This window comes from Gordonia tangerina (genome assembly GCF_021556435.1).
Classification (GTDB): Bacteria; Actinomycetota; Actinomycetes; order Mycobacteriales; family Mycobacteriaceae; genus Gordonia; species Gordonia tangerina.
Genome location: NZ_JAKGCU010000007.1, coordinates 30,018 through 52,990, shown reverse-complemented (window position 1 = coordinate 52,990; position 22,973 = coordinate 30,018). Strand labels below are relative to the sequence as shown.

At 65.5% G+C, this 22,973-nt stretch carries 15 protein-coding genes; 3 read left to right on the top strand and 12 right to left on the bottom strand.

What is annotated here, in order from left to right:
- Together L1892_RS10190 and L1892_RS10185 are read left to right on the top strand one after the other, a co-directional pair.
- Complete coding sequence (locus L1892_RS10190) at positions 1-1,143, top strand: amidohydrolase family protein (protein ID WP_235723479.1); 1,143 nt, start codon at positions 1-3, stop codon at positions 1,141-1,143.
- Positions 1,144-1,169: 26 nt separating this feature from the next.
- Positions 1,170-2,060 (top strand): ATP-binding protein, encoded by an 891-nt coding sequence (locus tag L1892_RS10185; RefSeq protein ID WP_235723478.1) that lies wholly within the window; start codon positions 1,170-1,172, stop codon positions 2,058-2,060.
- A gap of 55 nt (positions 2,061-2,115) precedes the next feature.
- Here the strand turns inward: L1892_RS10185 and L1892_RS10180 are convergent, their stop codons facing one another.
- A complete protein-coding gene (locus L1892_RS10180; protein WP_235723477.1) occupies positions 2,116-3,579 on the bottom strand; it encodes an MFS transporter in 1,464 nt (487 codons plus the stop codon).
- A 110-nt stretch (positions 3,580-3,689) separates the two neighbouring features.
- Between L1892_RS10180 and L1892_RS10175 the strand changes: the two genes are divergently transcribed.
- On the top strand, positions 3,690-4,382 hold the full coding sequence (locus tag L1892_RS10175) for a TetR/AcrR family transcriptional regulator (protein WP_235723476.1): 693 nt from the start codon (positions 3,690-3,692) through the stop codon (positions 4,380-4,382).
- 438 nt (positions 4,383-4,820) lie between these two features.
- Here the strand turns inward: L1892_RS10175 and L1892_RS10170 are convergent, their stop codons facing one another.
- From L1892_RS10170 to L1892_RS10120, 11 genes are all read right to left on the bottom strand, one after another.
- Positions 4,821-8,777, bottom strand: a complete 3,957-nt coding sequence (locus tag L1892_RS10170) for a DNA-directed RNA polymerase subunit beta' (protein WP_235723475.1) — start codon at positions 8,775-8,777, stop codon at positions 4,821-4,823.
- A 43-nt stretch (positions 8,778-8,820) separates the two neighbouring features.
- The gene (gene rpoB / locus L1892_RS10165) at positions 8,821-12,309 is read right to left on the bottom strand and encodes a DNA-directed RNA polymerase subunit beta (RefSeq protein ID WP_235723474.1); all 3,489 of its coding nucleotides are present in this window, start codon (positions 12,307-12,309) and stop codon (positions 8,821-8,823) included.
- A gap of 473 nt (positions 12,310-12,782) precedes the next feature.
- The gene (locus L1892_RS10160; protein WP_235723473.1) at positions 12,783-13,757 is read right to left on the bottom strand and encodes a hypothetical protein; all 975 of its coding nucleotides are present in this window, start codon (positions 13,755-13,757) and stop codon (positions 12,783-12,785) included.
- Entirely contained in the window at positions 13,757-14,425 is a 669-nt protein-coding gene (locus tag L1892_RS10155) for a conjugal transfer protein (RefSeq protein WP_235723472.1), read from the bottom strand. Before L1892_RS10155 ends, L1892_RS10160 begins: the two co-directional genes overlap by 1 nt.
- A 43-nt stretch (positions 14,426-14,468) precedes the next feature.
- Positions 14,469-15,710, bottom strand: coding sequence for an MCE family protein (locus L1892_RS10150; protein WP_235723471.1), 1,242 nt, complete (start codon positions 15,708-15,710; stop codon positions 14,469-14,471).
- 67 nt (positions 15,711-15,777) lie between these two features.
- On the bottom strand, positions 15,778-17,133 hold the full coding sequence (locus L1892_RS10145) for an MCE family protein (protein ID WP_372474994.1): 1,356 nt from the start codon (positions 17,131-17,133) through the stop codon (positions 15,778-15,780).
- Positions 17,134-17,183: 50 nt separating this feature from the next.
- Positions 17,184-18,515, bottom strand: a complete 1,332-nt coding sequence (locus L1892_RS10140) for an MCE family protein (RefSeq protein WP_235723469.1) — start codon at positions 18,513-18,515, stop codon at positions 17,184-17,186.
- On the bottom strand, positions 18,515-19,675 hold the full coding sequence (locus tag L1892_RS10135; RefSeq protein ID WP_235723468.1) for an MCE family protein: 1,161 nt from the start codon (positions 19,673-19,675) through the stop codon (positions 18,515-18,517). Before L1892_RS10135 ends, L1892_RS10140 begins: the two co-directional genes overlap by 1 nt.
- Before the next feature lie 3 nt (positions 19,676-19,678).
- Positions 19,679-20,758 carry an MCE family protein gene (locus tag L1892_RS10130; RefSeq protein WP_235723467.1) on the bottom strand — a complete coding sequence of 360 codons (1,080 nt, stop codon included), beginning with the start codon at positions 20,756-20,758 and terminating at the stop codon, positions 19,679-19,681.
- Positions 20,755-22,086, bottom strand: a complete 1,332-nt coding sequence (locus L1892_RS10125) for an MCE family protein (protein WP_235723466.1) — start codon at positions 22,084-22,086, stop codon at positions 20,755-20,757. The genes L1892_RS10130 and L1892_RS10125 overlap by 4 nt, the downstream gene beginning before the upstream one ends.
- Before the next feature lie 3 nt (positions 22,087-22,089).
- The gene (locus L1892_RS10120) at positions 22,090-22,971 is read right to left on the bottom strand and encodes an MlaE family ABC transporter permease (RefSeq protein WP_235723465.1); all 882 of its coding nucleotides are present in this window, start codon (positions 22,969-22,971) and stop codon (positions 22,090-22,092) included.
- Positions 22,972-22,973: the final 2 nt, after the last annotated feature.

The window sequence follows — 22,973 nt, the reverse complement described above, 5'->3', positions numbered from 1 at the left end:
ATGGTGCCGCCTGGGCCGATCGCCGAACACGTCGCGACGATGCCGCTCATCGATCACCATGTGCACGGCTGCTGGATCGACAGCGTCGACCGCACCCGCTTCGAGAATGCCTTGAATGAGGCGAACACCGAGCCGTTGTCCGCCGACGATGCGCCCTTCGATACGCAGATCGGGTTCGCGCTGCGCCGCTGGTGTGCGCCGATTCTCGGGTTGCCGGTGCACGCACCGGCGGACGTCTACTGGGCTCGGCGCGCAGAGTCGGCGGAGTTCGACGTCGCACATCGGTTCTTGCGTGCCGCCGGTGTGTCCGACTGGGTCGTCGACACCGGGCTGCCGGGCGTGGCAGATGTCGACCTGCTGGCCCGGTGGTCGGGGTCTGCCGCGCACGAGGTGCTCCGGCTCGAATCGATCGCCGAGGATGCGGTCACGCGCGGCGGCAGTTACGCGGATGCCTTCGACGAGATCCTCGCCGAACGAGCCCGAGATGCGGTGGGCACCAAGTCGATCATCGCCTATCGCGGCGGGTTCGACGGGGATCTCACCGACCCGGCGCCGGCGCAGGTCGAGGACGCCGCCCGACGCTGGCGCGAGGTCGGCGGCACCCGACTCACCGATCGCACGCTGCTGCGTTTCGGACTGCATCGCGGGCTACGGCTGGGCAAGCCACTGCAGTTGCACGTGGGACTCGGTGATCGCGATGCCGACCTGCACCGCACCAATCCCCTACTGCTTCTCGACTTTCTGCGCACCAGCGGCACCACGCCGGTCATGCTGCTGCACTGCTATCCGTTCGAACGCGAAGCCGGATATCTGGCCCAGGCGTTCAGCAACGTCTACGTCGACGTCGGGCTCGCGGTGAACCATCTCGGCGCCCGCGCACCCGAACTGATCGCACGTTCGCTCGAGTTGGCACCCTTCCGCAAGGTGCTCTACTCGTCGGATGCGTACGGTCCGGCCGAACTCCACTACCTGGGCGCGCAGCTGTGGCGGCATGGCCTGGCGAAAGTTCTGCAACGATTCGTCGACTCCGACGCGTGGGCACTCGACGACGCGCTACGGGTGGCCGAACTGATCGGGTCCGGGAATGCGCGGCGGGTGTACGGGCTCACTGGCGATGTGCGATTGACCGCATCAGCCCGCTGACCGACCCCTTCGCCATACTGTCTGCTGTGCATGCAGTGAATCTGGCGGCCGTCGGCCCGATTGAATTTGCCGTGCCGGTGTGGGCAACAGCGATAGCGCTGGTCGTGGTACTGATCATCGCCTGGGCGTTCGGCGGCGTGGCCCGCTGGACCCTTCGCGATCGGGCGAAGATGAACGTGACGACCTCCATCGTCTTGTCGATCGTCGGTACCGCCATCGGACTGTTGATCGCCGGCGCGCTGGACTCGAACCTGAAGCTGTGGAGCGGGCTGACCGTGATCCTCGGGCTGGTGGGGTCCATCGCCGCCGTGTTCACCTACACCGCGGTGATCGCACGGGTTCATCCGCCGCGCGCCACTCTGACCGAACTGATGGCCGCAGGCGAGTCCGATCGGCTGGAGTTCAAATCGACCGCGCGGGTCAGCATGCACACCGGCGAGAAGGACGCCCGCATGGAGCATGTGATCGTCAAGACGGTGTCCGGCTTCCTCAACTCCGGCGGGGGCACGTTGCTGATCGGTGTCGACGACGACGGCCGGCCACTGGGCCTCGACCGCGACTACGCGACGATGAAGGTGCCCGACGCCGACCGCTTCGAGTTGTGGCTGCGAGACCTGTTCTCGACGTCGTTCGGGCAGAACGCGGCCGCGGCCATCGGGGTCACGATCGAGGACGTTGCAGCCGACGACGGTCAACGACCGGTGTGCCGGATCATCTGCTCGCCGTCGACGAGACCGGTGTATCTGCGGCCCGGCAAGAAGGCCGATCCCGAGTTCTGGGTGCGCAGCGGCAATTCCACTCGCCAACTCACCATCGACGAGGCTGCCGAATACATCATGAGTCGTTGGCCGCTGGGTGCCGGGTCGGCGATCGCGGCGCAGGTTCGGGCGGCGGTGCGGTTCTCGATCGACCGCTGAGCCTGCCCTGTTCTGTGGATTCGTAGTATGAAGCGGCACGTCGAGCCGCTTCATACTACGAAATCGGTTGCGGCTCTTCGGTGGCATGCGAATTGGTGAGAGTCAGCGCGCCGAATCCGGCGATCAGACCGACGACCACAGCCAGCACCGCGTAGGTGATCCGCTCACCGTGGAAGAACGATGTCACCAGATCGGTGCTCCACACCCCTGCGGGCAACGTCGCCGTCACCAGCACCGCGATCAAGGTGCCGACGACTGCGGTGCCGATGCTGGTCCCCACCTCCTGGGCAGTGTCGTTGAGGGCGGCGCCGATCGAGGTGCGGTTCTCCGGCATCGCATCGACCAGAGCCACCGCACAGATGGTCATCACCGTGCGCAGCCCGATGGTCAGCATCACCATGAAGACGGCGATCGCGAGGTACCCGTGGTCGACGCCCCAGGCGAGACCGGCCAGTGAACCGCCCAGCAGCACCGCACCGACCAGACACGCGATCCGATGCCCGAACCGCTTGGCCAACCCCTCGGAGATCGGCGTCGCAGCGATCATCGTGATGATCATCGGTAGGTTCGCCAGGCCGGCCTTCATCGGGCTCCACCCGTAGGCGTACTGGAAGTGCAGGATGAGACCGAACATCACGCCGGCCATGGCGATCGAGGTGCCGATCTGAGCGATGGCAGCGCCACGCACGGTGCCCGAGGTGAACACGCCGAGATCCAGCATCGGTTGGGCCGTGCGGCGCTCGTGCCAGACAAAGGTTGCCAGGGCGAGCACCGCGCCCAGCCCACACCCGATTGTGATGAGCGAGGCCCATCCGTGTTCCACGCCGCTGGTCAGCATGTAGCAGGCGAGGCCGATGGTGGCGATGCTCAACACGGCCCCGGGCAGGTCGAGCCGGTCGTCGGTGAGGTCCTCGGGACGATCGGCCGGCACACCGAGGCGCACCCCGATCCACGCGATCAGTGCGATCGGCGCGTTCACCACCAGCAGCCACTCCCAGCTGAGGTGGACCAATGCGGTGCCGCCCAGCAGCGGCCCGAGGATGAAGCCGCTCATGCCGACGATGATCATCAGCGTCATCGCACGCATCCTCAGTCTGTCGCTCTCGAAGAGCCGGAATACCAGCGAGTTGGTGATCGGCGCCATCGCGGCCGCCGCAACACCGAGCGCAGCGCGCAGCGCGATCAGCTCACCGGCGGAATGGACGAGGACGACGCCGAGACTGATCAGGCCGAAAGCGAATAGGCCGACAAGCAGCACGCGTCGTCGGCCGAGGCGATCGGCGGCGGAGCCCGCGGTGAGCAACAGTCCGCCGAACGTCAGCGAATAGGCGGCGGTCACCCACTGCAATGCAGTGGTTCCACTGCCGAGATCACGGCCGATCGTCGGCAGGGCGATGGTGAGCAGGGTGTTGTCGACCATCTCCACGAAGAAGGCCAAGCACAGCGCCGCGAGCGGAATCCACGCGGCGCTCAGTGACCCATAGGTGCGGGTCGGGGAAGTTTGGGTAGCGGCGGTCATCGCAGCACCTCCTTTCGTCGAACGTTGTTCGGTTCTCGAACATAGTTCGATACTAGAACGGCGTTCGATCCGTGACAAGACAGCGAGAGGCAATGTGATGGGATAGACGAATGGCACCTGGAGCGCGTGGGACCCGGCGTCGCGTCACGCATTCACTCGAGGCCGTCGTCGAGACGGCGGTGGCACTGCTCGACGAGGCCGGCGAACCGGCCCTCACCTTCCGAGCGCTGGCCGCGCGTCTGGGCGGCGGGGTCGGCAGCATTTACTGGTATGTGTCCAACAAGGACGAATTGCTCGACCGCGCGACTGACCATGTGGTTGCCGGAATGCTGTCGGACACCGAGGATCTCGCCGCCGACGGGGACCCGATCGACAACACCCGGGGTATCGCGGTGGCCGTCTTCACGGCTATCGAGAAGCGGCCCTGGCTGGCCGCATACTTCATGCGCAACACGACCATTCAGTCCAACGCGCTACTGCTCTACGAACGCATCGGCGAACAGGTGATGCGATTGGGCCTTCCGCCCCGGGAGTGTTTTCACGCGGTATCGGCGATTCTCGGTTATGTCATCGGCGTGGCCGCCGACCTCGGACAGGACCCACCGCAGGAGGTCCTCGACGGCACGGTCGCCGCGGAGACCTATCTACACGGCGTCGCCGACAATTGGCGCGCACTCGACCCGGAGCGCTTCCCGTTCATGCACTACATCGTCGACGAGTTCGACGGTCACCGCGACATCGATCAGTTCCGAGCCGGACTGGAGCTGTTGCTGGAGGGGCTCCGGCTACAAGCCGAGGGGTAGGGCCGAGTTCCGGCCGCAGTCGCCGGAGGCCGTTGGCGATGAGGGTTGCGTGATCTCGATACGCCGTCGGCTAGCGCCTCGGACTACTCCGTGGATCGAGTAGCCGCGAACGTAGTGAGTGGCGTATCGAGATCGATCGGCGGGTGAACGCGAACGGCCCCCGCACTCGAAAGTGCGGGGGCCGTTTGCGATTCGGCTTACGTGATCTCGATACGTCCTCGGCTAGCGCCTCGGACTACTCGATCACCAGTGGAAGCTAGCGCCTCGGACTACTCGATCACCAGTGGAAGCGGCGCGGGGACCTCGGCGACCGGACTCGCCGGGGCAGGGCGGGCTAGCGCCTCGGACTACTCCTTGGATCGAGTAGCCGCGAACGTAGCGAGTGGCGTATCCGCTGGATCGAGCTTGTCGAGATCGAGATCGATCGGCGGGTGGAGGCTACCGGTAGTCGTTGGAGAAGCCGTAGTCGTCCAGCGGCACCGCAGCGCCGGCGGGAGCACCGAAGGTGCCGTCCGGGCTGTAGTAGGTGTCGTCGTAGGACGGCACCGCGTAGGCCGCGGCGCGTGCCTCTTCGGTCGGCTGCACCTGGATGTTGCGGTACTGGTTGATGCCGGTACCGGCCGGGATCAGCTTACCGATGATCACATTCTCCTTGAGACCGATCAGCTTGTCGCTGCGGCTGTTGATGGCCGCATCGGTCAGGACACGCGTGGTCTCCTGGAACGACGCCGCCGACAACCACGACTCGGTCGCGAGGCTTGCCTTGGTGATACCCATCAGCACGGGACGTCCGGCGGCGGGCTCGCCACCCTCGGTCACGACGCGACGGTTCTCCGACTCGAACTCGGAACGCTCGGTGAGCGAACCGGGCAGGAACTCGGTGGCACCGGAGTCGATGATCGTCACGCGACGCAGCATCTGACGCACGATGGTCTCGATGTGCTTGTCGTGGATCGACACACCCTGGCTGCGGTAGACCTCCTGGACCTCGTTGACCAGGTGCACCTGCACCTGACGCGGGCCCATCACGCGCAGCACCTCGTGCGGGTTCGCCGAACCCTCCATGAGCTGCTGGCCCACATCGACGTGGTCACCGTCGGCCAGCAGCCGCTCGGAACCGTCATCGTGCTTGAACACGCGCAGACGCTGACGCTTCGAGATCTTGTCGTAGACAACCTCTTCGGAGCCATCATCGGGGATGATGGTGATCTTGTAGAAGCGGTCGTCGTCCTCGAGGCGCACCCGACCGGAGACCTCCGCGATCGGCGCGACACCCTTGGGCACGCGCGCCTCGAAGAGCTCCTGGACGCGGGGCAGACCGCCGGTGATGTCCTCACCGACGCCACCCTGGTGGAACGTACGCATCGTCAGCTGGGTACCGGGCTCACCGATCGACTGAGCCGCGATGATGCCGACGGCCTCGCCGATGTCGACGAGCTTGCCGGTCGCCATCGAACGCCCGTAGCAGTGCGCGCACACCCCGGTGCCGGTGGCACAGGTGAGCACCGACCGCACCTTGACCTGGGTGATACCGGCCGCGAGGAGTGCCTCGATGGCCGGGTCGCCGAGGTCGTGGCCGCGTTCGACGATGACGTTGCCGTTCTCGTCGAGCGCGTCGGTCGCCAACGTGCGTGCGTAGGTGGAGGTCTCCACATGCGCATCGCGGATCAGCGTGCCGTCGGGCATCTTCTCGGCGATGGTCGTGTTGATGCCACGCTCAGTGCCGCAGTCGGTCTCGCGAACGATGACGTCCTGGGACACGTCCACCAGACGACGGGTCAGGTAACCCGAGTCGGCGGTACGCAACGCGGTGTCGGCCAGACCCTTACGGGCACCGTGGGTGTTGATGAAGTACTCGGCCACGGTCAGACCCTCGCGGAACGAGGACTTGATCGGACGCGGGATGAACTCACCCTTCGGGTTGGTCACCAGACCCTTCATGCCCGCCAGCGAGCGGATCTGGGTCATGTTGCCCGCCGCACCCGACTTCACGATCATCGGGATCGGGTTGTCGTCCGGGTAGTGAGCCTCCATGACCTGTCCGACCTCTTCGGTGGCCTGCTTCCAGATCTCGACGAGTGCGTCACGACGCTCTTCCGGAGTCAACGCACCGCGCTGGAACTTGCGCTCCAGACCGTCGGCCCGCTCCTCGTACTTGTCGAGGATCTCCTTCTTCTGCGGCGGCACCAGCACGTCGGCCATCGACACGGTCACACCCGAACGGGTGGCCCAGTAGAAGCCGACGTCCTTGAGCTTGTCGACGGTCTGGGCGACCACGATCATCGGATACCGCTCGGCCAGGTCGTTGATGATGACGGCCTGACGCTTCTTCGGCATCTGCTCGTTGACGAACGGGTACTCCACCGGGAGCAGCTCGTTGAACATGACGCGACCCAGCGTGGTGTCGCAGTACCAAGCCTGACCGTAGGTCCAGCCGTCCGGAAACAGCTCGGCCTCGATCTCGGCCGGCGGACGCTGATCGGTCAGCCGCACCTTGATGCGCGACTGCACGGTCAGTGCACCGAGGTCGACAGCCATGATGGCCTCGGCCGGACTCGAGTAGACGCCGCGCTCGACATCGTCGTTCGATGCCGGGCTGTACTCGCCTGCCGCGCCTTCCTTCAGCGTGGTCAGGTAGTACAGGCCGGTCACCATGTCCAGACGCGGCATGGCGAGCGGACGGCCCGATGCCGGCGACAGGATGTTGTTGCTCGACAGCATCAGGATGCGCGCCTCGGCCTGTGCCTCCGCGGACAGCGGGAGGTGCACGGCCATCTGGTCGCCGTCGAAGTCGGCGTTGAACGCCTCACAGACCAGCGGGTGCAACTGGATGGCCTTGCCTTCCACCAGCTGCGGCTCGAAGGCCTGGATGCCGAGGCGGTGCAGCGTCGGTGCGCGGTTGAGCAGCACCGGGTGCTCGCCGATGACCTCTTCGAGCACGTCCCACACGGCGGGGCGCTGACGCTCCACCATGCGCTTGGCCGACTTGATGTTCTGTGCCTGGTTCAGGTCGACCAGACGCTTCATCACGAACGGCTTGAACAGCTCGAGCGCCATCAGTTTCGGCAGACCGCACTGGTGCAGCTTGAGCTGCGGGCCGACGACGATGACCGAGCGGCCCGAGTAGTCGACGCGCTTGCCGAGCAGGTTCTGACGGAAACGACCCTGCTTGCCCTTGAGCAGATCCGAGAGCGACTTCAGCGGGCGGTTGCCCGGTCCGGTGACCGGACGGCCGCGACGACCGTTGTCGAACAGGGCGTCCACCGACTCCTGCAGCATCCGCTTCTCGTTGTTGACGATGATCTCGGGCGCACCGAGGTCGATCAGTCGCTTGAGGCGGTTGTTGCGGTTGATGACGCGGCGATACAGGTCGTTGAGGTCGGAGGTGGCGAAGCGGCCACCGTCGAGCTGCACCATCGGACGCAGCTCCGGCGGGATCACCGGCACCGCGTCGAGCACCATACCCAGCGGGCTGTTACCCGACTGCTGGAAAGCCGCGACCACCTTCAGTCGCTTGAGCGCACGCAGCTTCTTCTGGCCCTTGCCGTTGCGGATGGTGTCGCGCAGCGAGTCGGCCTCGGCGTCGATGTCGAAGTTCTCCAGGAGCTTCTTGATCGCCTCGGCACCCATCGCGCCGGTGAAGTACTCACCGAAACGCTCGTCGAGCTGACGGTAGAGCTTCTCGTCGATAATCAGCTCGCCCGGGCTCAACTTGGTGAACTTGTCCCAGATCTCCTCGAGCTCGTCGAGCTGCCGCTGGGCCTGATCACGCATGCGCCGCATCTCGCGCTCGGCACCGTCACGCACCTTGCGGCGCACATCGGCCTTGGCGCCCTCGGCCTCGAGTTCAGCCAGGTCGGCCTCGAGCTTCTGCTGACGCTCGTTCAGGTCGACGTCGCGCTGATCGGCGACGGCCTTCTTCTCGACCTCCATCTCGGCCTCACGGGTCGACAGCTCCGCGTGACGCAGCTCGTCGTCGACCGACGTGATGACATAGGCGGCGAAGTAGATGATCTTCTCGAGATCCTTCGGCGCCAGGTCGAGCAGGTAGCCCAGCCGGCTCGGCACACCCTTGAAGTACCAGATGTGGGTGACCGGGGCGGCCAGCTCGATGTGGCCCATCCGCTCACGCCGCACCTTGGCGCGGGTCACCTCGACGCCGCAGCGCTCACAGATGATGCCCTTGAAGCGGACGCGCTTGTACTTGCCGCAGTAGCACTCCCAGTCGCGGGTCGGGCCGAAGATCTTCTCGCAGAAGAGTCCGTCCTTCTCCGGCTTGAGGGTGCGGTAGTTGATGGTCTCGGGCTTCTTGACCTCACCGTACGACCAGTTGTGGATGTCATCGGCCGTGGCGAGACCGATCTTCAGTTCGTCGAAGTAATTGACGTCGAGCACTTGTTACCTTTCGAGAGCTCTTAAGTCTGGTTCGTCGGTGGGGTCAGTTGGCCAGATCGTCAACCGTCGCGGACTCGTTGCGCGACAAGTTGATTCCCAGGTTCGCCGCCGCACGCTCGAGATCCTCGTCGTCGGAGTCCTGCATGGTGATCGCGGCACCGTCGGAGGAGAGCACCTCCACGTTCAGGCACAGCGACTGCAACTCCTTGAGGAGCACCTTGAACGACTCGGGGATACCCGGCTCGGGGATGTTCTCGCCCTTGACGATCGCCTCGTACACCTTCACGCGGCCGACCACGTCGTCGGACTTGATGGTCAGCAGCTCCTGCAGCGTGTAGGCGGCGCCGTAGGCCTGCATGGCCCAGCACTCCATCTCACCGAAGCGCTGACCACCGAACTGCGCCTTACCGCCGAGCGGCTGCTGGGTGATCATCGAGTACGGACCGGTCGAACGCGCGTGGATCTTGTCGTCGACCAGGTGGTGCAGCTTGATGATGTACATGTAGCCAACCGAAACCGGATACGGGAACGGCTCGCCGGAACGACCGTCGAACAGCGTCGCCTTGCCGTCGCTGTTGACCATCACCTCGCCGTCGCGGTTGGGCAGCGTCGAGCCCAGCAGGCCCTGCAGCTCCTCCTCGCGCGCGCCGTCGAACACCGGGGTGGCGGTGTTGGTGTCGGGCTCGGCGGAGTACATCTCCTCGGGCAGCTTCGACGCCCAATCCGGCACACCGGAGGCCACGTTGATGTTCCAGCCGGCCTTGGCCACCCACCCGAGGTGGGTTTCCAGGATCTGGCCGATGTTCATACGACGCGGCACACCGTGGGTGTTCAGGATGATGTCGACGGGCGTGCCGTCAGGCAGGAACGGCATGTCCTCCTGCGGAAGGATCTTGCCGATGACGCCCTTGTTGCCGTGGCGGCCGGCCAACTTGTCGCCGTCCTGGATCTTGCGCTTCTGAGCCACGTACACACGCACGAGCTCATTGACACCGGGAGCCAAATCGTCGTCGTCGTCGCGGCTGAACACGCGCACACCGATGACCTTGCCGGTCTCGCCGTGCGGCACCTTCAGCGAGGTGTCACGCACCTCGCGCGCCTTCTCACCGAAGATCGCACGCAGCAGTCGCTCCTCCGGGGTCAGCTCGGTCTCACCCTTCGGGGTGACCTTGCCGACCAGGATGTCGCCGTCACGGACCTCGGCACCGATACGCACGATGCCGCGCTCGTCGAGATCGGCGAGGACCTCGTCGGAGACGTTCGGGATGTCCCGGGTGATCTCCTCGGCGCCGAGCTTGGTGTCGCGGGCGTCGATCTCGTGCTCCTCGATGTGGATCGAGGTGAGGGTGTCCTCTTCGACGAGACGCTGGCTCAGGATGATCGCGTCCTCGTAGTTGTGGCCCTCCCACGGCATGATCGCGACGAGCAGGTTCTTGCCCAGCGCCATCTCGCCGTCTTCGGTGCACGGACCGTCGGCCAGCACCTGGCCGGTCTCGACACGCTGCCCCTCGTCCACGATCGGGCGCTGGTTGGCGCAGGTGCCGTGGTTGGAGCGGGCGAACTTGCGCATCCGGTAGGTGTCGCGGCTGCCGTCGTCGGCCATCACGGTGATGTAGTCGGCGGAGACCTCTTCGACGACACCGGTCTTGTCGGAGACGATGACGTCGCCGGCGTCGACGGCGGCGCGCAGCTCCATACCGGTACCCACCAGCGGCGACTCGTTACGCACCAGCGGCACGGCCTGACGCTGCATGTTGGCACCCATCAGGGCACGGTTGGCGTCGTCGTGCTCGAGGAACGGGATCATCGCGGTCGCGACCGACACCATCTGGCGCGGCGAGACGTCGAGGTAGTCGACCTGATCCGGGTTGACGAACTCCACCTCGGAGCCCTTCTTGCGGACCAATACACGGCCGTCGGTGATCTGCCCGTTCAGGTCGTAGTTCGTGTTCGCCTGGCCGACGAGGTAGCGGTCCTCTTCGTCGGCGGTCAGGTACTTGACGCTGTCGGTAACCACACCGTTCTCGACCTTGCGGTACGGGGTTTCGATGAAGCCGAACGGGTTCACCCGCGCGTACACCGACAGCGAACCGATCAGACCGATGTTGGGCCCCTCAGGGGTCTCGATCGGGCACATGCGGCCGTAGTGGCTCGGGTGCACGTCGCGCACCTCGAGGCCGGCACGCTCACGACTCAGACCGCCCGGGCCCAGCGCCGACAGACGACGCTTGTGGGTCAGACCCGACAGCGGGTTGTTCTGGTCCATGAACTGCGACAGCTGGCTGGTGCCGAAGAACTCCTTGATCGCCGCCACGACGGGACGGATATTGATCAGGGTCTGCGGGGTGATCGCCTCGACGTCCTGGGTGGTCATGCGCTCACGCACGACACGCTCCATGCGCGACAGACCCACACGGATCTGGTTCTGGATCAGCTCGCCGACGGTACGCAGACGACGGTTGCCGAAGTGGTCGATGTCGTCGACCTCCACCGGAACCTCCACGCCGCCGGGGACGGTCATGTAGGTGGTGGTGTGCGGGTCGGCCTCGTGCAGACGCACCAGGTACTCGACCGTGGCGATGATGTCCTCGCGGGTCAGCACGCCCTCGCCCGACATCGGGTTGTCGGTGAGGCCGAGCTTCTTGTTGATCTTGTAGCGGCCGACGCGGGCGAGGTCGTAGCGCTTCTCCTTGAAGAACAGGTTCTCCAGGAGGTTCTCCGCGGACTCCTTGGTCGGCGGCTCACCCGGACGCAGCTTGCGGTAGACCTCGAGCAGCGCCTCGTCCTGGTTGGCGGTGTTGTCCTTCTCCAGGGTGGACATCATGATCTCGGAGAAACCGAAGCGCTCGGTGATCTCCTCGGTGGTCAGGCCCAGCGCCTTGAGCAGCACGGTGACCGGCTGGCGACGCTTGCGGTCGATGCGAACGCCCACAGTGTCGCGCTTGTCGACGTCGAACTCGAGCCAAGCACCACGGCCCGGGATCACCTTGACGGTGTGCAGGTTCTTCTCGGTGGCCTTGTCGATCGAGGAGTCGAAGTAGACGCCCGGGCTGCGCACCAGCTGGCTCACCACGACACGCTCGGTGCCGTTGATGATGAAGCTGCCCTTGTCGGTCATGATCGGGAAGTCGCCCATGAACACGGTCTGCGACTTGATCTCGCCGGTGTTGTTGTTGATGAACTCCGCGGTGACGAACAGCGGCGCCGCATAGGTCATGTCCTTGTCCTTGCACTCCTCGACGGAGGCCTTGACCTCGTCGAAGTGCGGCTCGGAGAAGGACAGCGACATCGAGCCGGAGAAGTCCTCGATGGGGGACAGTTCGTGCAGGATGTCCTCGAGACCACCGGTGGGGTTGTCGTCACCACGGGCAATGGCCTTGGCACGCCACTCGGGGGTACCCACGAGCCACTCGAAGGAATCGAGCTGGAGGTCGAGGAGTCCGGGGACCTCCAGTGGCTCGTCGATCTTTGCAAAAGATGCGCGCTTGGGCGCGCCGGGGATGGTTGAGGTGGACTGGCGGTCGAGTGCCAAGATGCGTCCTTCCAACACGAAGTGTTCTACCTAGCTCGGTGCTTGGCTTGATGGGCCGTTCGCTGGTGGCACCTGCAACTTCGGCGATCACCACGAGCACACACAGCAAAGGTGGCCAGAGGAAGGATCGGTACATGGACAGGAGGCAGCCAGCGCAACGTCCAACTGTAGCAGAAAATAGACGCACTTTGTCAAGCCACGTCTGGAAGCGAGTTCGCGCGGGTGGCTGCCTGCACGTCATTCGCTGGTGACAGCGTGGCCCGACATCGCCGATACGTCAAGCGCTACGCGCATATTTGGGTCAGAAAACTGGCGCCTTACCTGCGCAGAGCCGGGGCAGGCCGGCATTCCGGGAGCGAAAAACACCTCCGACGGGCACTCGAGTAGATCCGGCAACGACACGGCGGTCGCGGCACGCTTGTAATCGGGCGCATGTCGGGGGTGCTTCTCGGGACCTGGATGCCCGGGGTCGGTCAGAACGCGTCGACCTTGTTGATCAGCCAGGCGTCACCCTGCTTGATCATGCCGAACTGGTATCGCGGCGCGGCACTCTGTCCGGCGATCCCGGCCTGCTGCTGGCTCACGATCATGTTGACGACGACCTGGGCGGTGTCGCCGTCATCGCCACCGCTCAGGTCGGCGACGCCCACCGATTCCACCCGGCAGTCGGCGACCGCCTTGGTCTGATTGAGGATGTCGCGTTGTTGAGGCAGATACTCGTCGAACTCCGTCAACGCCTGGCCGGTCAGGACCGCCCGCGCCTCGCCGGCCCATTTGTCGATGTCGACGGTGTTGACGGTCAGTGCGCAGGCCTTGCTCTGCACCTGCGAGGTCAGTTCCGTGGTGGCCGGCTGGTCGACGAAGGCCTGGTTGGGCCCGATGTCAGCGCCCGGATGCAGGCCGGCGACGAGGGCGAAGATGCCGAGGACCACCGCGAGTGCGGCCAGCACCCCGACCACGGTCCGCAGCCCGGATCGCACGGGACGTCTCCGAGACGGTGTGCTCGATGCCGCCTGCGACGGGCTCGTGGCGGCGCCGTCGCCCGGGCGGAGAGTCGACACACGTGCCACCCGGCGTTTGGCGGCCGGTTTGGGCTGGTCGGCGTCGTCGGTCGAATCAGTCGACGGACTGTCGTCGACGGAATCCGCGGTGCCGTCGGACGCAGCCGAGGCGACCTCGGCCGGATCCGGGTCGTTCTCGGGGACGTCGGAGGTGGTACTTGCCTCGGTGGGACTCGAAGTTCCGTCGGCGGGATTCTGGGTTTCGTCGGCGGGGCTCGAAGTTGCGTCGGCGACATTCGGGGTTCCGTCGGCGACATTCGGGGTTCCGTCGGCGGGATTCTGGGTTCCGTCGGCGGGGTGGCCGGGCGCGGTGCGGCCGGCGACCCGGGGGGTGGACTTGCGCTTGGGTCGTTGTCCCTTGCGCGGTGGGCGTGGGTTGGTCGCCATCAGTTACCCCCTCCCCCGTTCTGGGTGGCTCCCTCGGGCGCGGACCCGTCGGCACCCTGCCCGCCGTCCTGGCCCGCGGCGGTGCCCGGGTCCTGATACTGCAGCGAGTCGAGCGGGACGATGTCGTTGGCCTTCCACGTGTCGCCGTCCTTGGTCATCGACACCGAGAAGCCCATCGTCTGGGTGACGCCGGCCTCGTTCTCCCGCTTGGATGTCGCGGCCACGTAGACCAACACCTTCGCGTTGCCGCCGTCGGCGTCCACCTCGGTCGGTGCGCTGCGCATGAGACGCGAGGTGAGCGATGCTGCCTGCGACCCGGCGTCGGTGATCATCGAGTTCAGGTTGCTGACGTCCTGATTGGTGATCTGTTCGCGCGCCTTGCCGGTCAGCGAGGCATCCACCCGACGCTTCCAGTCGGCGGTGTCGCGCGGGTCCACCGTCGTCACGTTGATGATGGCCTGCTCGGCACCGTTCACGGCGCCGTCGCGGGCCTCCTGAATCGGCTTCTGCACGAAGTACGCCTGATAGCCCTGATAGCCGAACCAGACCGCGCAGCCGGCCGCGACGATCACCGCCACGATGGCGGCAACCAACGCGACGGTCGCGCCGGTGCTGCGCGACCGTGCGCGCCCCGACGTCGGAGAGGTCGATGTGCTACTCGTCGTCATCGGCCGTCACCTAACCATCGGGACCTGAGAGGAACCCAAGCAATCACTGCGGCCGAACTCCCAGCAGTGCCGCCAGCTGTCGCGCCAACGGGTTCAGATTCAACTTGTCCGGATCCTTCTTCGGACTGTCATCCCACGGCTGCGCGAACTCCGGATTGGCATACACCGCCCGCTCGGCACTACGCACACCCGTCGGATTACCCACCGGCACCGTGCACTTGGCATTCGTGTTGAACGGAAAATCGTCATACCGGATGTCGAAGGACGGATCCTCGCGCTTGAGCCGATCCACCATCGCCTGCGTACCCTCATACCCCCGCGTACACGCCGCCGGATTATTCGTCTCCAACACCACACCGAAATGAATCTGACCATCGCCGGGGGCGGGACTGTGACTTCCGGCCGACAGTGCCGAGAGCATCGCGAAGGTGGGTGAGGTGGCAAATGCGGTGGGTTCGATGGTGCGCACAGTGCTCGCCAACTGCTTGACCACCGTCGAGATGTCGCCACCACTGTCCTGCAACAACGTCGAAATCTGCGTCGCCGACGCCGTCCCCGTCGTCAACAACCGCCGCAAATCCGGATCCGCAGCCGCCAACGTCGCCGTCACCACATCCAGATTCCGCGACCACGACAAGATCGCATCGGACTGCTGCGCCTGCGTCGCCAACACCACATCAGAATTCTGGATCAACGAAATCGTCTCATCCAACGAGTCATAACCCGCCCGCGACAACTTCGACAACGAATCGGTCAGCCGCGTCAGATCATTGGCCCGACCATCAAACGCCTTACCCAACTCGGTGATCACCGTATGCAGGTCGTCCACCGGTATCGACGACGTGAAATCGATCGCCGAGGCCACCACGTCCTCGAGCTCCGGCGGCACCGACGTGTCGGTGATCACCGAACCATCCTCCAGATACGGCCCCTGCGACGACGTCGGCTGCAAATCCACATACTGCTCACCGATCGCCGACCGATTGGCCACCACCGCCGCCGACGACGCCGGAATCTCCGGACCACCCGAATCCAACTCCAACGCCACATCCACGCCGTCATCGGTCAACGACAACTGCCCGACCCGACCCACCGGCACACCCCGATACGTCACCTCCGCATTCGTGAAAATGCCACCCGAAGACGGCATCGACGCGGTGACGGTGTACTGCCCGAAACCGGCGAGCCGGTCGAGGCGTGCATACTTGGCGCCGACGTAGACCAGTGCGACCAGCCCCACCACGACGAACACGATGAGCTGGATTCGTGCCATCTTCGACAACATCAGCGCACCCCCATCTGTGCCACGACGCGGACCGCGACGTGAGTAAGGATTCGGGACACTTCTGTCATCACCGCCCCGCTCCGATCATGTCCAGCGGCCCGTCGATGAACCGCTGACCCGGCTGCGCGGGCGGCAGCAGTGTGAAGTCCGCGTTGTCGTCGGATCCGGACCCGGCCTCGGTGCTCGACTCGTCGTCCGACGACGGCGCCCGCGTGGACCCCGACGCCGGGTTCATCGGGTATGTCCCGCCCGACGGCGGGGTGTTGGGCCCCGGCCGCCAGTTCGGTCCCGGCGGCAACAAGGTGATGGTCGGCCAGCCGTAGCGCGGGCCGTTGTCACCGACATACGGGTTGCGGGGATTGACCGGCACATCCACTCGTGCCGGCGGCGAGTACTCCGGTGTCCCCTGTCCCACGCCGAGCGCCTCGAGCTGGTTGAGCAGCCGCAAGTCCAGCGTCATGAACAGGTTGGTCGAGTCGCCGTGCACACCGGGCAACAACCAGTCCGGGAACGGATGCGTCAGCATCAGCGGGGCGGCGGTGATCAGATCGGGCGCCGCCTTCGACAACTCGGTCAGCACCGGACGCAGCGCCTTGAGGTCGGTGATCAGCGAGTCGCGGGATTTGGTGAGCACGTCGGTGCCCACCTCGCCCAAGTCGTCGAGCTTGGTGAGCAGGTCGACGAGCTGCGGCCGCTGCTCCTCGAGCACCGCCACCCCCTCCGGGATCTCGTCCAGGATGCGCTCGATCTGCACCTTCTGGTTCGCGGCCCGCGTGGACAGGCGTGCCAGACCGTCGATGGCGTTGACGATGTCGTCGCGCTGCCGGTTGAGTCCGGTGATCAACCCCTGCGTCTGCTCCAACAGACTCCGGAACACCGGGCAGGTGCGGCCCTTCGGCCCGACTTCGCACGGCTGGTCGACCGACCCTTCCAGGGCCTTGTTCAACTCCGTGACGATCGGCTGCAGCTGGTTGATGCCACCACCGTTGAGCAGCATCGACAACGCTCCGAGCACCTGCTCGATGTCGGTGGCGGTGCGGGTACGACCCAGCGGGATCGGATCGGCCGGATTCTGCCGGGGCAGCTCGGTGGCGTCCTCGGGTTCGGACAGCTCGATGAACTTCTCACCGAGCAACGAGGTCTGCTGCACGGCTGCAGTGGCCTTGTCGGACAGGTCGATCTCGTTCTGCACCTCGACCTTGACCTGCGCATACCACTGGTTGTCGGGCACCTCGACCGCTTCGACACGACCGACCGGGATGCCGTTCATCTTCACCATCGACTGCGGCACCAGGTCGAGGATGTCGTCGAACTGGATCTGATAGGTCCGCGGATTGTCGCCGGTGTCCACGCCGCCGGGCAGCGGGATCGACTGGATGCCGTTGCTGCCGCAGCCGGCCAGGACCATCACCAGCGACGCCATCGCGGCACCGATGACCGCGCGCAGCGGGGTGCGGGACAGGATGTGTCGCATCAGTTCTCACCCGCCTCGGGACGTGCGGTCGACGGTCGGCTGACCGCCGGGCCGGTCGGCGGCGCCGACTCCGCACCGGATTCCAGGTTCGGATCCGGGTTGCCCGGGCCGGTGCCGGGCGCCGGGTACCGCTGCAGCTTGTTGTTGCTCATGATGCCGAACGGCAGGACCGGCAGCAGTGGCTCGAGGACACCACTGGTGATCTGCTTGCCGATGTCCTCGCACTGGCTGATCAGCGGGGCGAGGGTGGTGCTGAACTGTTCGGCGGCGGGGTCTCCGTCGAGCAGCTTGCCGAGGTCGAGCAGACGGCACTGCGCGCCGATCAGGTCCTGCAGATCCGGGATGGTCAGCCGCATGGCCAATGTGCCGGACTCGGCGTCGTAGGCGTTGATCAGGTTGTTGATGGTGACGGGCAGGACGGTCAGGACCTCCTTGAGATGGTCCTTGGTGTCCAGCAACGCCTGGGTGGTGGGCTGCAGGTCCTTGACCGTCTCGCCGAGCAGTTCCCGGTTGTCCTGGACAAACGTCGCGACATCACCGAGGGCCACCGACAGCTTGTTCAGCGCCGCCGAGAGCTGGTTGCGTTCGCCGGCCAGGAATTGGTTGAACGACGCCATCTGGGTGTTGAACTGGCGCACCTGCGCGTCGTTCTCCCGTAGCGCCCCGACGAAGACGTCGAGGTTCTTGACGGTGTCGACGATGTTGCCGCGCGAGTTGCTCAGCGTGGTCGTGGCCTTGGACAGTTCCTCGATGGCCGAGCCGAGCTTCTCGCCGTTGCCCTCGAGGTTGTCGGCGCCGGTGGCGACGAGGTCACTGACCGCGCCGTCCTTGTTGGCGCCTTCGGGACCGAGTGCCTCCGACAGCTTCTGCACGCTGTCATAGATCTGATCCACTTCGACCGGGACCATCGTCTGATCGAGCGACAGCGTGATGTCCTTGGGTGCCTTCTCCCCACCGCTGTAGGCGGGAGTCAGCTGCACATATCGGTCGGCCACCACCGACGGGATGATCTGCACGGCACGCACATCGGCGGGCAGGTCGATGCCGCGGTCGACGGTCATCGTCACCTTGACGGTGTCGCCCTGCGGGGTCACGTCGTCGACCTTGCCGACGGCGACGCCGAGGACCCGGACATCGGAACCCGAGTAGATGCCGACGCTGCGGGCGAAGGTCGCGGTGATCTTGGTGGTGCCGATCATGGAGAACGCCCACCAGAGCACACCGGCGACGATCAGCGCCACGATCAGCCCGAGGACACCCACGACGATGTGGCGTGGAGTGAACCAGCGGCCCGGGCCGGCGGTGCCGGTGAGGTCGGGTGCGGTGCTCATCAGCCGGCCTCCGTTCCGCCGTTGTTCTGCAGTACCTGTTTGTTGGGCGGTCGGGTGGTGTTCTGCTGCGGCAACGCCGGCGGCAGCAGGTTGGTGACCACCGACTCGAACCAGCGACCGTTGCCCAGCACGTTCGCGTAAAGGCGGTAGAACGGCGCCATGTAGGTGATGGTGTCGCGCAGATTCTGGTTCTGCGCGATCAGCAGCTGATTGACCTGTTGCAACGACTCCAGAGCCGGCCCGATCTGCTCCTGGTTGTCGGCCACGATCCCCGACAACGAATCCGACAGCACCGTCGTCGTGGACAGCAGCTTGGAGATCGCCTGCTGCCGGTTGTTGAGTTCGTCGAGCAGCTGCCCGGCGCCGGCGATCAGGCGGACGAACTCCTCGTTGCGGTCGGCGAGGATCTGCGACGTCGACTTGGTCGCTTCGAGCAGCCGCTGCACCTCCTGGTCACGGCTGGCGATGGTCTGCGACAACCGCGTCAGACCGTCCAGCGACGGTCCGATGTCGCCTGCGGTTCCGGAGAACGCGTCGCTCAGCGATTCCATCGACTCGGCGAGCTGGTCGGTGTCGAGCTCCTCGATCTGGTCCGCGGCATCCGAGAACGCCTCGACGACGTCGTAGGGCGACACCGTATCGGTCAGCGCGACATCGGGATCGGCGGGTTCGGTGCCCTGCGGATTCAATGCCAGGTACTTCTGGCCCAGGATCGTCTTGATCTGAATCGACGCCTGCGTCTGGTTGCCGATCCAGGTGTTGGTGACCCGGAACTTCACGTCCACGTGGTCACCGGCGAGCGCGACGCCGTCGACCTCGCCGACCTTGACGCCGGCCACCCGCACCTCGGCGCCCGGCTTGAGCCCGGCCGCCTCGGAGAACTGGGCTGTGTAGCGTGCCGCCGCACCGATCAGCGGCAGCGAGTTCAGGAAGAACGCCGACACCGCGGTCATCAACAGGATGAGGATGCCGATGGCGCCGATGCTGACCGGGGTGCGGCGACCACCGAATCGACGATGCGGGTGCGCATTCTGTTGCGGCTCGGCCTGCTCGGATTGGTTACCGGCGCGGGCGGCAGCGCGAACGTCCTCGGTCGAGAACCGTTCGGTCTGAGCGTCGTCGCCATCCGGCTGCGGCCGGTTCTGCTGATCGTCAGCCACAGGTCAGCCCCCCGGCCTTTCGTCCTTCCAGCAGCGGGTGGCCGCGCTGGTGTAGAGCACGTGGTTGATGTCGGGCAGCGGGATCAGTGGCTGCGTCAGCAGCGTCGACTTCCCGTTGCCGGCCACCACGTCGATGCCGCACAGATAGAACTGGAACCACGAGCCGAAGGTGGCGGCGCGGCCGATCTTCTGCAGTTTCACCGGAAGATTCGTCAACGTCTGCGCGACGTCCTCGTCGCGGGCATTGATCTGGTCGGCCAGCGATTTCAATCCCGCGATGTCACCCTGGATCGCCGGACGGGTGGGCTGCAGGATCGACGCGGTCACCGCGGTCAGGTTCGACACGGAGGTGATCGCCGAGCCCACCGAACCGCGTTGCGCCGCCAGACCGGTCACCAGCTGCTCGGTGTTGTCGAGCAGTGCGGTGAACTGGTCGTCGTTGCGGTTCACGGTGTCGAGCACGGTGGTGAGATTGGTGATCAGTTCGCCGATCACCTTATCCTTGTCGGCCACCGCATTGGTCAGCTCCGACGTGCTGCTGATCAGTTGAGAGATGGTGCCGCTCTCGCCTTGGAACACCTTGATGATCTGCTCGGACAGCGTGTTGACGTCCTCGGCCGATAGTTCGCGGAACAGCGGTTTGAACCCGTTGAACAGCTCGGTCAGATTCACCGCCGGATGGGTGTTGTCCGCGCCGTCGACACCGAAGGTGTAGCCGGTGTCGACCGTCTTGTTCGGGTCGCCGGCGCCCTTCTCCAACGCCAGGTACCGCAGGCCGGTGAGGTTGCGGTAACGGATGTAGAGCTGGGTGCCCTCGGGTAGTTGGTCGCGGTCCACGTTGAACTCGACCATCGCCTTGTTGCGCTCGTACACGTCGACCGAGGTGACCTGGCCGACGCGGACACCGGCGATGCGCACATCGTCGCCGGGGTTGAGCATCGCGGCGTCGGAGAACACCGCCTTGTAGTCGCTGTCGCCGTCGCCGCCGGCGTTGGCGATGGTCAGCGCCAGCAGGCTGGTGGCGATGACCGTGACCACGCCGAAGGTGATCAGCTTGATCAGCGGTCCGGTGATGGATTTCATCGGATGGTGACCTGCGCTCCCTGAAGCGACGTTCCGCCGATCGTGGTGACCCAGGTGGGTACCTTCTCGGGATCGGTGCCGTTGGCGCCGCCGTAGATGACCTTCAACTGCTTCACGTAATCCGGGTCGTCGAACGGGTTGGCGATGTTGCCCGCCGGTGTCGCCGAGAACTGTGGCTGTGGCAGCGTCTGTACGTTGCGCGGACCGGCGTTCCGGGACGGCGGCTGATACGAACCGTCGGCCAAACCACCGCCGGGATACTGCGGGAACGGACGGCCGTCGGTCGCCGGTTCGTAGCAGACGGCGGGCGGATCGGTGTCGAGCAGCCGCGGCTCGTCCTGGTTGGGCAGGTACCGGCCGCGCGGGTTGACGAACTGCAGGTTCACCCGCACACCCGGGTTGTCGGTGCCCTGACCGACGATCTTGCGGGACTCCGGGATCAGGCCGGCGAAGTTGCGGAAGGTGCACACGAAGGTCGGTGACTGCTTGGCCAGACCCACCAGGAACGGTTCCGAGTCGACGGCGAGGTCGATCAGGTCGGTGCGGTTCTGTCGCAGGAACGCCGTGGTGTCGGTCGCGGCGACACCGACGGTGGCGATCAGCGTGCGTAGATCGCCTTGGCGTTCGACGATGGTTCTGTTGGTGGTGCGGAAGTTGTCGAGGGCGTCGATGACGTCGGGCAGCGCCTCGGAGTAGGTCTGCGAGAAGCTCGACAGACCACGCAGGGTGCCCTGTAGCTCCGGCATGTTGTCGTTGAAGCGCCGGAAGATGGTGTCGAGTTCGTCGAAGGTGACACCGAGCTGCTCACCGCGACCGGCCAACGCCTGCGACAACGAGGTCAGCGTGACGTTGAGATCCTGCGGCGGGATCGCATCGAGCACCGGCAGCAGGTCGTCGAACAGCTCCTGCAGTTCCTTCGCGTTGCCGCTCTCATCGGTGTAGATGGTGGAGCCGGAGGACAGGGTGGCCGCCGACGCGTCGTCGGTGGGCACCTGCAGATCCACATAGCGTTCGCCGAACAGCGTTTTCGGCAGGATGCGCGCGGTGGTGTTCTCCGGCAGCTGCGCCGCCATGTCCGGGTCGAGGCCGAGGGTCACCGAGACCGCGTCGTCGTCGGTGGGTTCCACGTCGCGGACCTCGCCGACGATGACGCCGCGCGCCTTGACGTCGGCGTTCGCGGGCAACGCGTTGCCGGTCGAATCGGTCTTGAGGGTGACGTTGGTGAAGGTGGTGAACCCATCGTTGAACTTGGTGATGGTGACCACGAAGAACAACGCGACCACGATGAAGAACACCAGCCCGAGCAGCCGGCGACGCAGCGTCGACATCGATCAGCCTCCCACTCGCACCGTCGTGGTGGTGCCCCAGATCGCCAGGCCCAGGAAGAAGTCGAGGATCGCGATGAGCACCAACGCGGCCCGCACCGCGTGACCGACGGCCACACCGACGCCGGCCGGGCCACCGGTCGCGTAATAGCCGTAGTAGCAGTGCACCAGGATGATCACGAACGCGAACACCAGGACCTTGCCGAACGACCAGAGCACGTCGGCCGGCGGCAGGAACAGATTGAAGTAGTGGTCGTAGGAACCACCGGATTGACCGTTGAACACGGTGGTGATGACACGGGAGGCCAGGTACGCCGACAACAAGCCCAGCACGTAGAGCGGGATGACCGCGATGAACCCGGCGATGACACGCGTGGAGACCAGGAACGGGATCGACGGGACGGCCATCGACTCGAGCGCGTCGATCTCCTCGGAGATACGCATGGCACCGAGCTGGGCGGTGAAACCGCAGCCCACCGTCGCCGACAAGGCGAGTCCCGCCACCAGCGGCGCCACCTCACGGGTGTTGACATACGCCGACAAGAATCCGGTCAGCGCCTGCGAACCCAACTGATCCAGCGCCGCGTATCCCTGCAGACCGACGACCACGCCGGTGAAACCCGACATCAGCACCATCACGCCGACGGTGCCGCCGATCACGGCGAGACCACCGGAACCGAAGGCCACCTCGGCGAGCAACCGCAGTACCTCGCGCGTGTAGTGCACCAGCGTCTTCGGAATCCAGGCGAGGGTGCGTCCGTAGAACGACATCTGCTCGCCGGCGCCGTCGAGCACCTTGAGGGGCTTGCCGAGCTGTTTTCGGGCCTCGTACATGTAGTACTCGGGCCGCGACTTCGCGATTGTCACGCCGCCACCATCACCGGCCATCG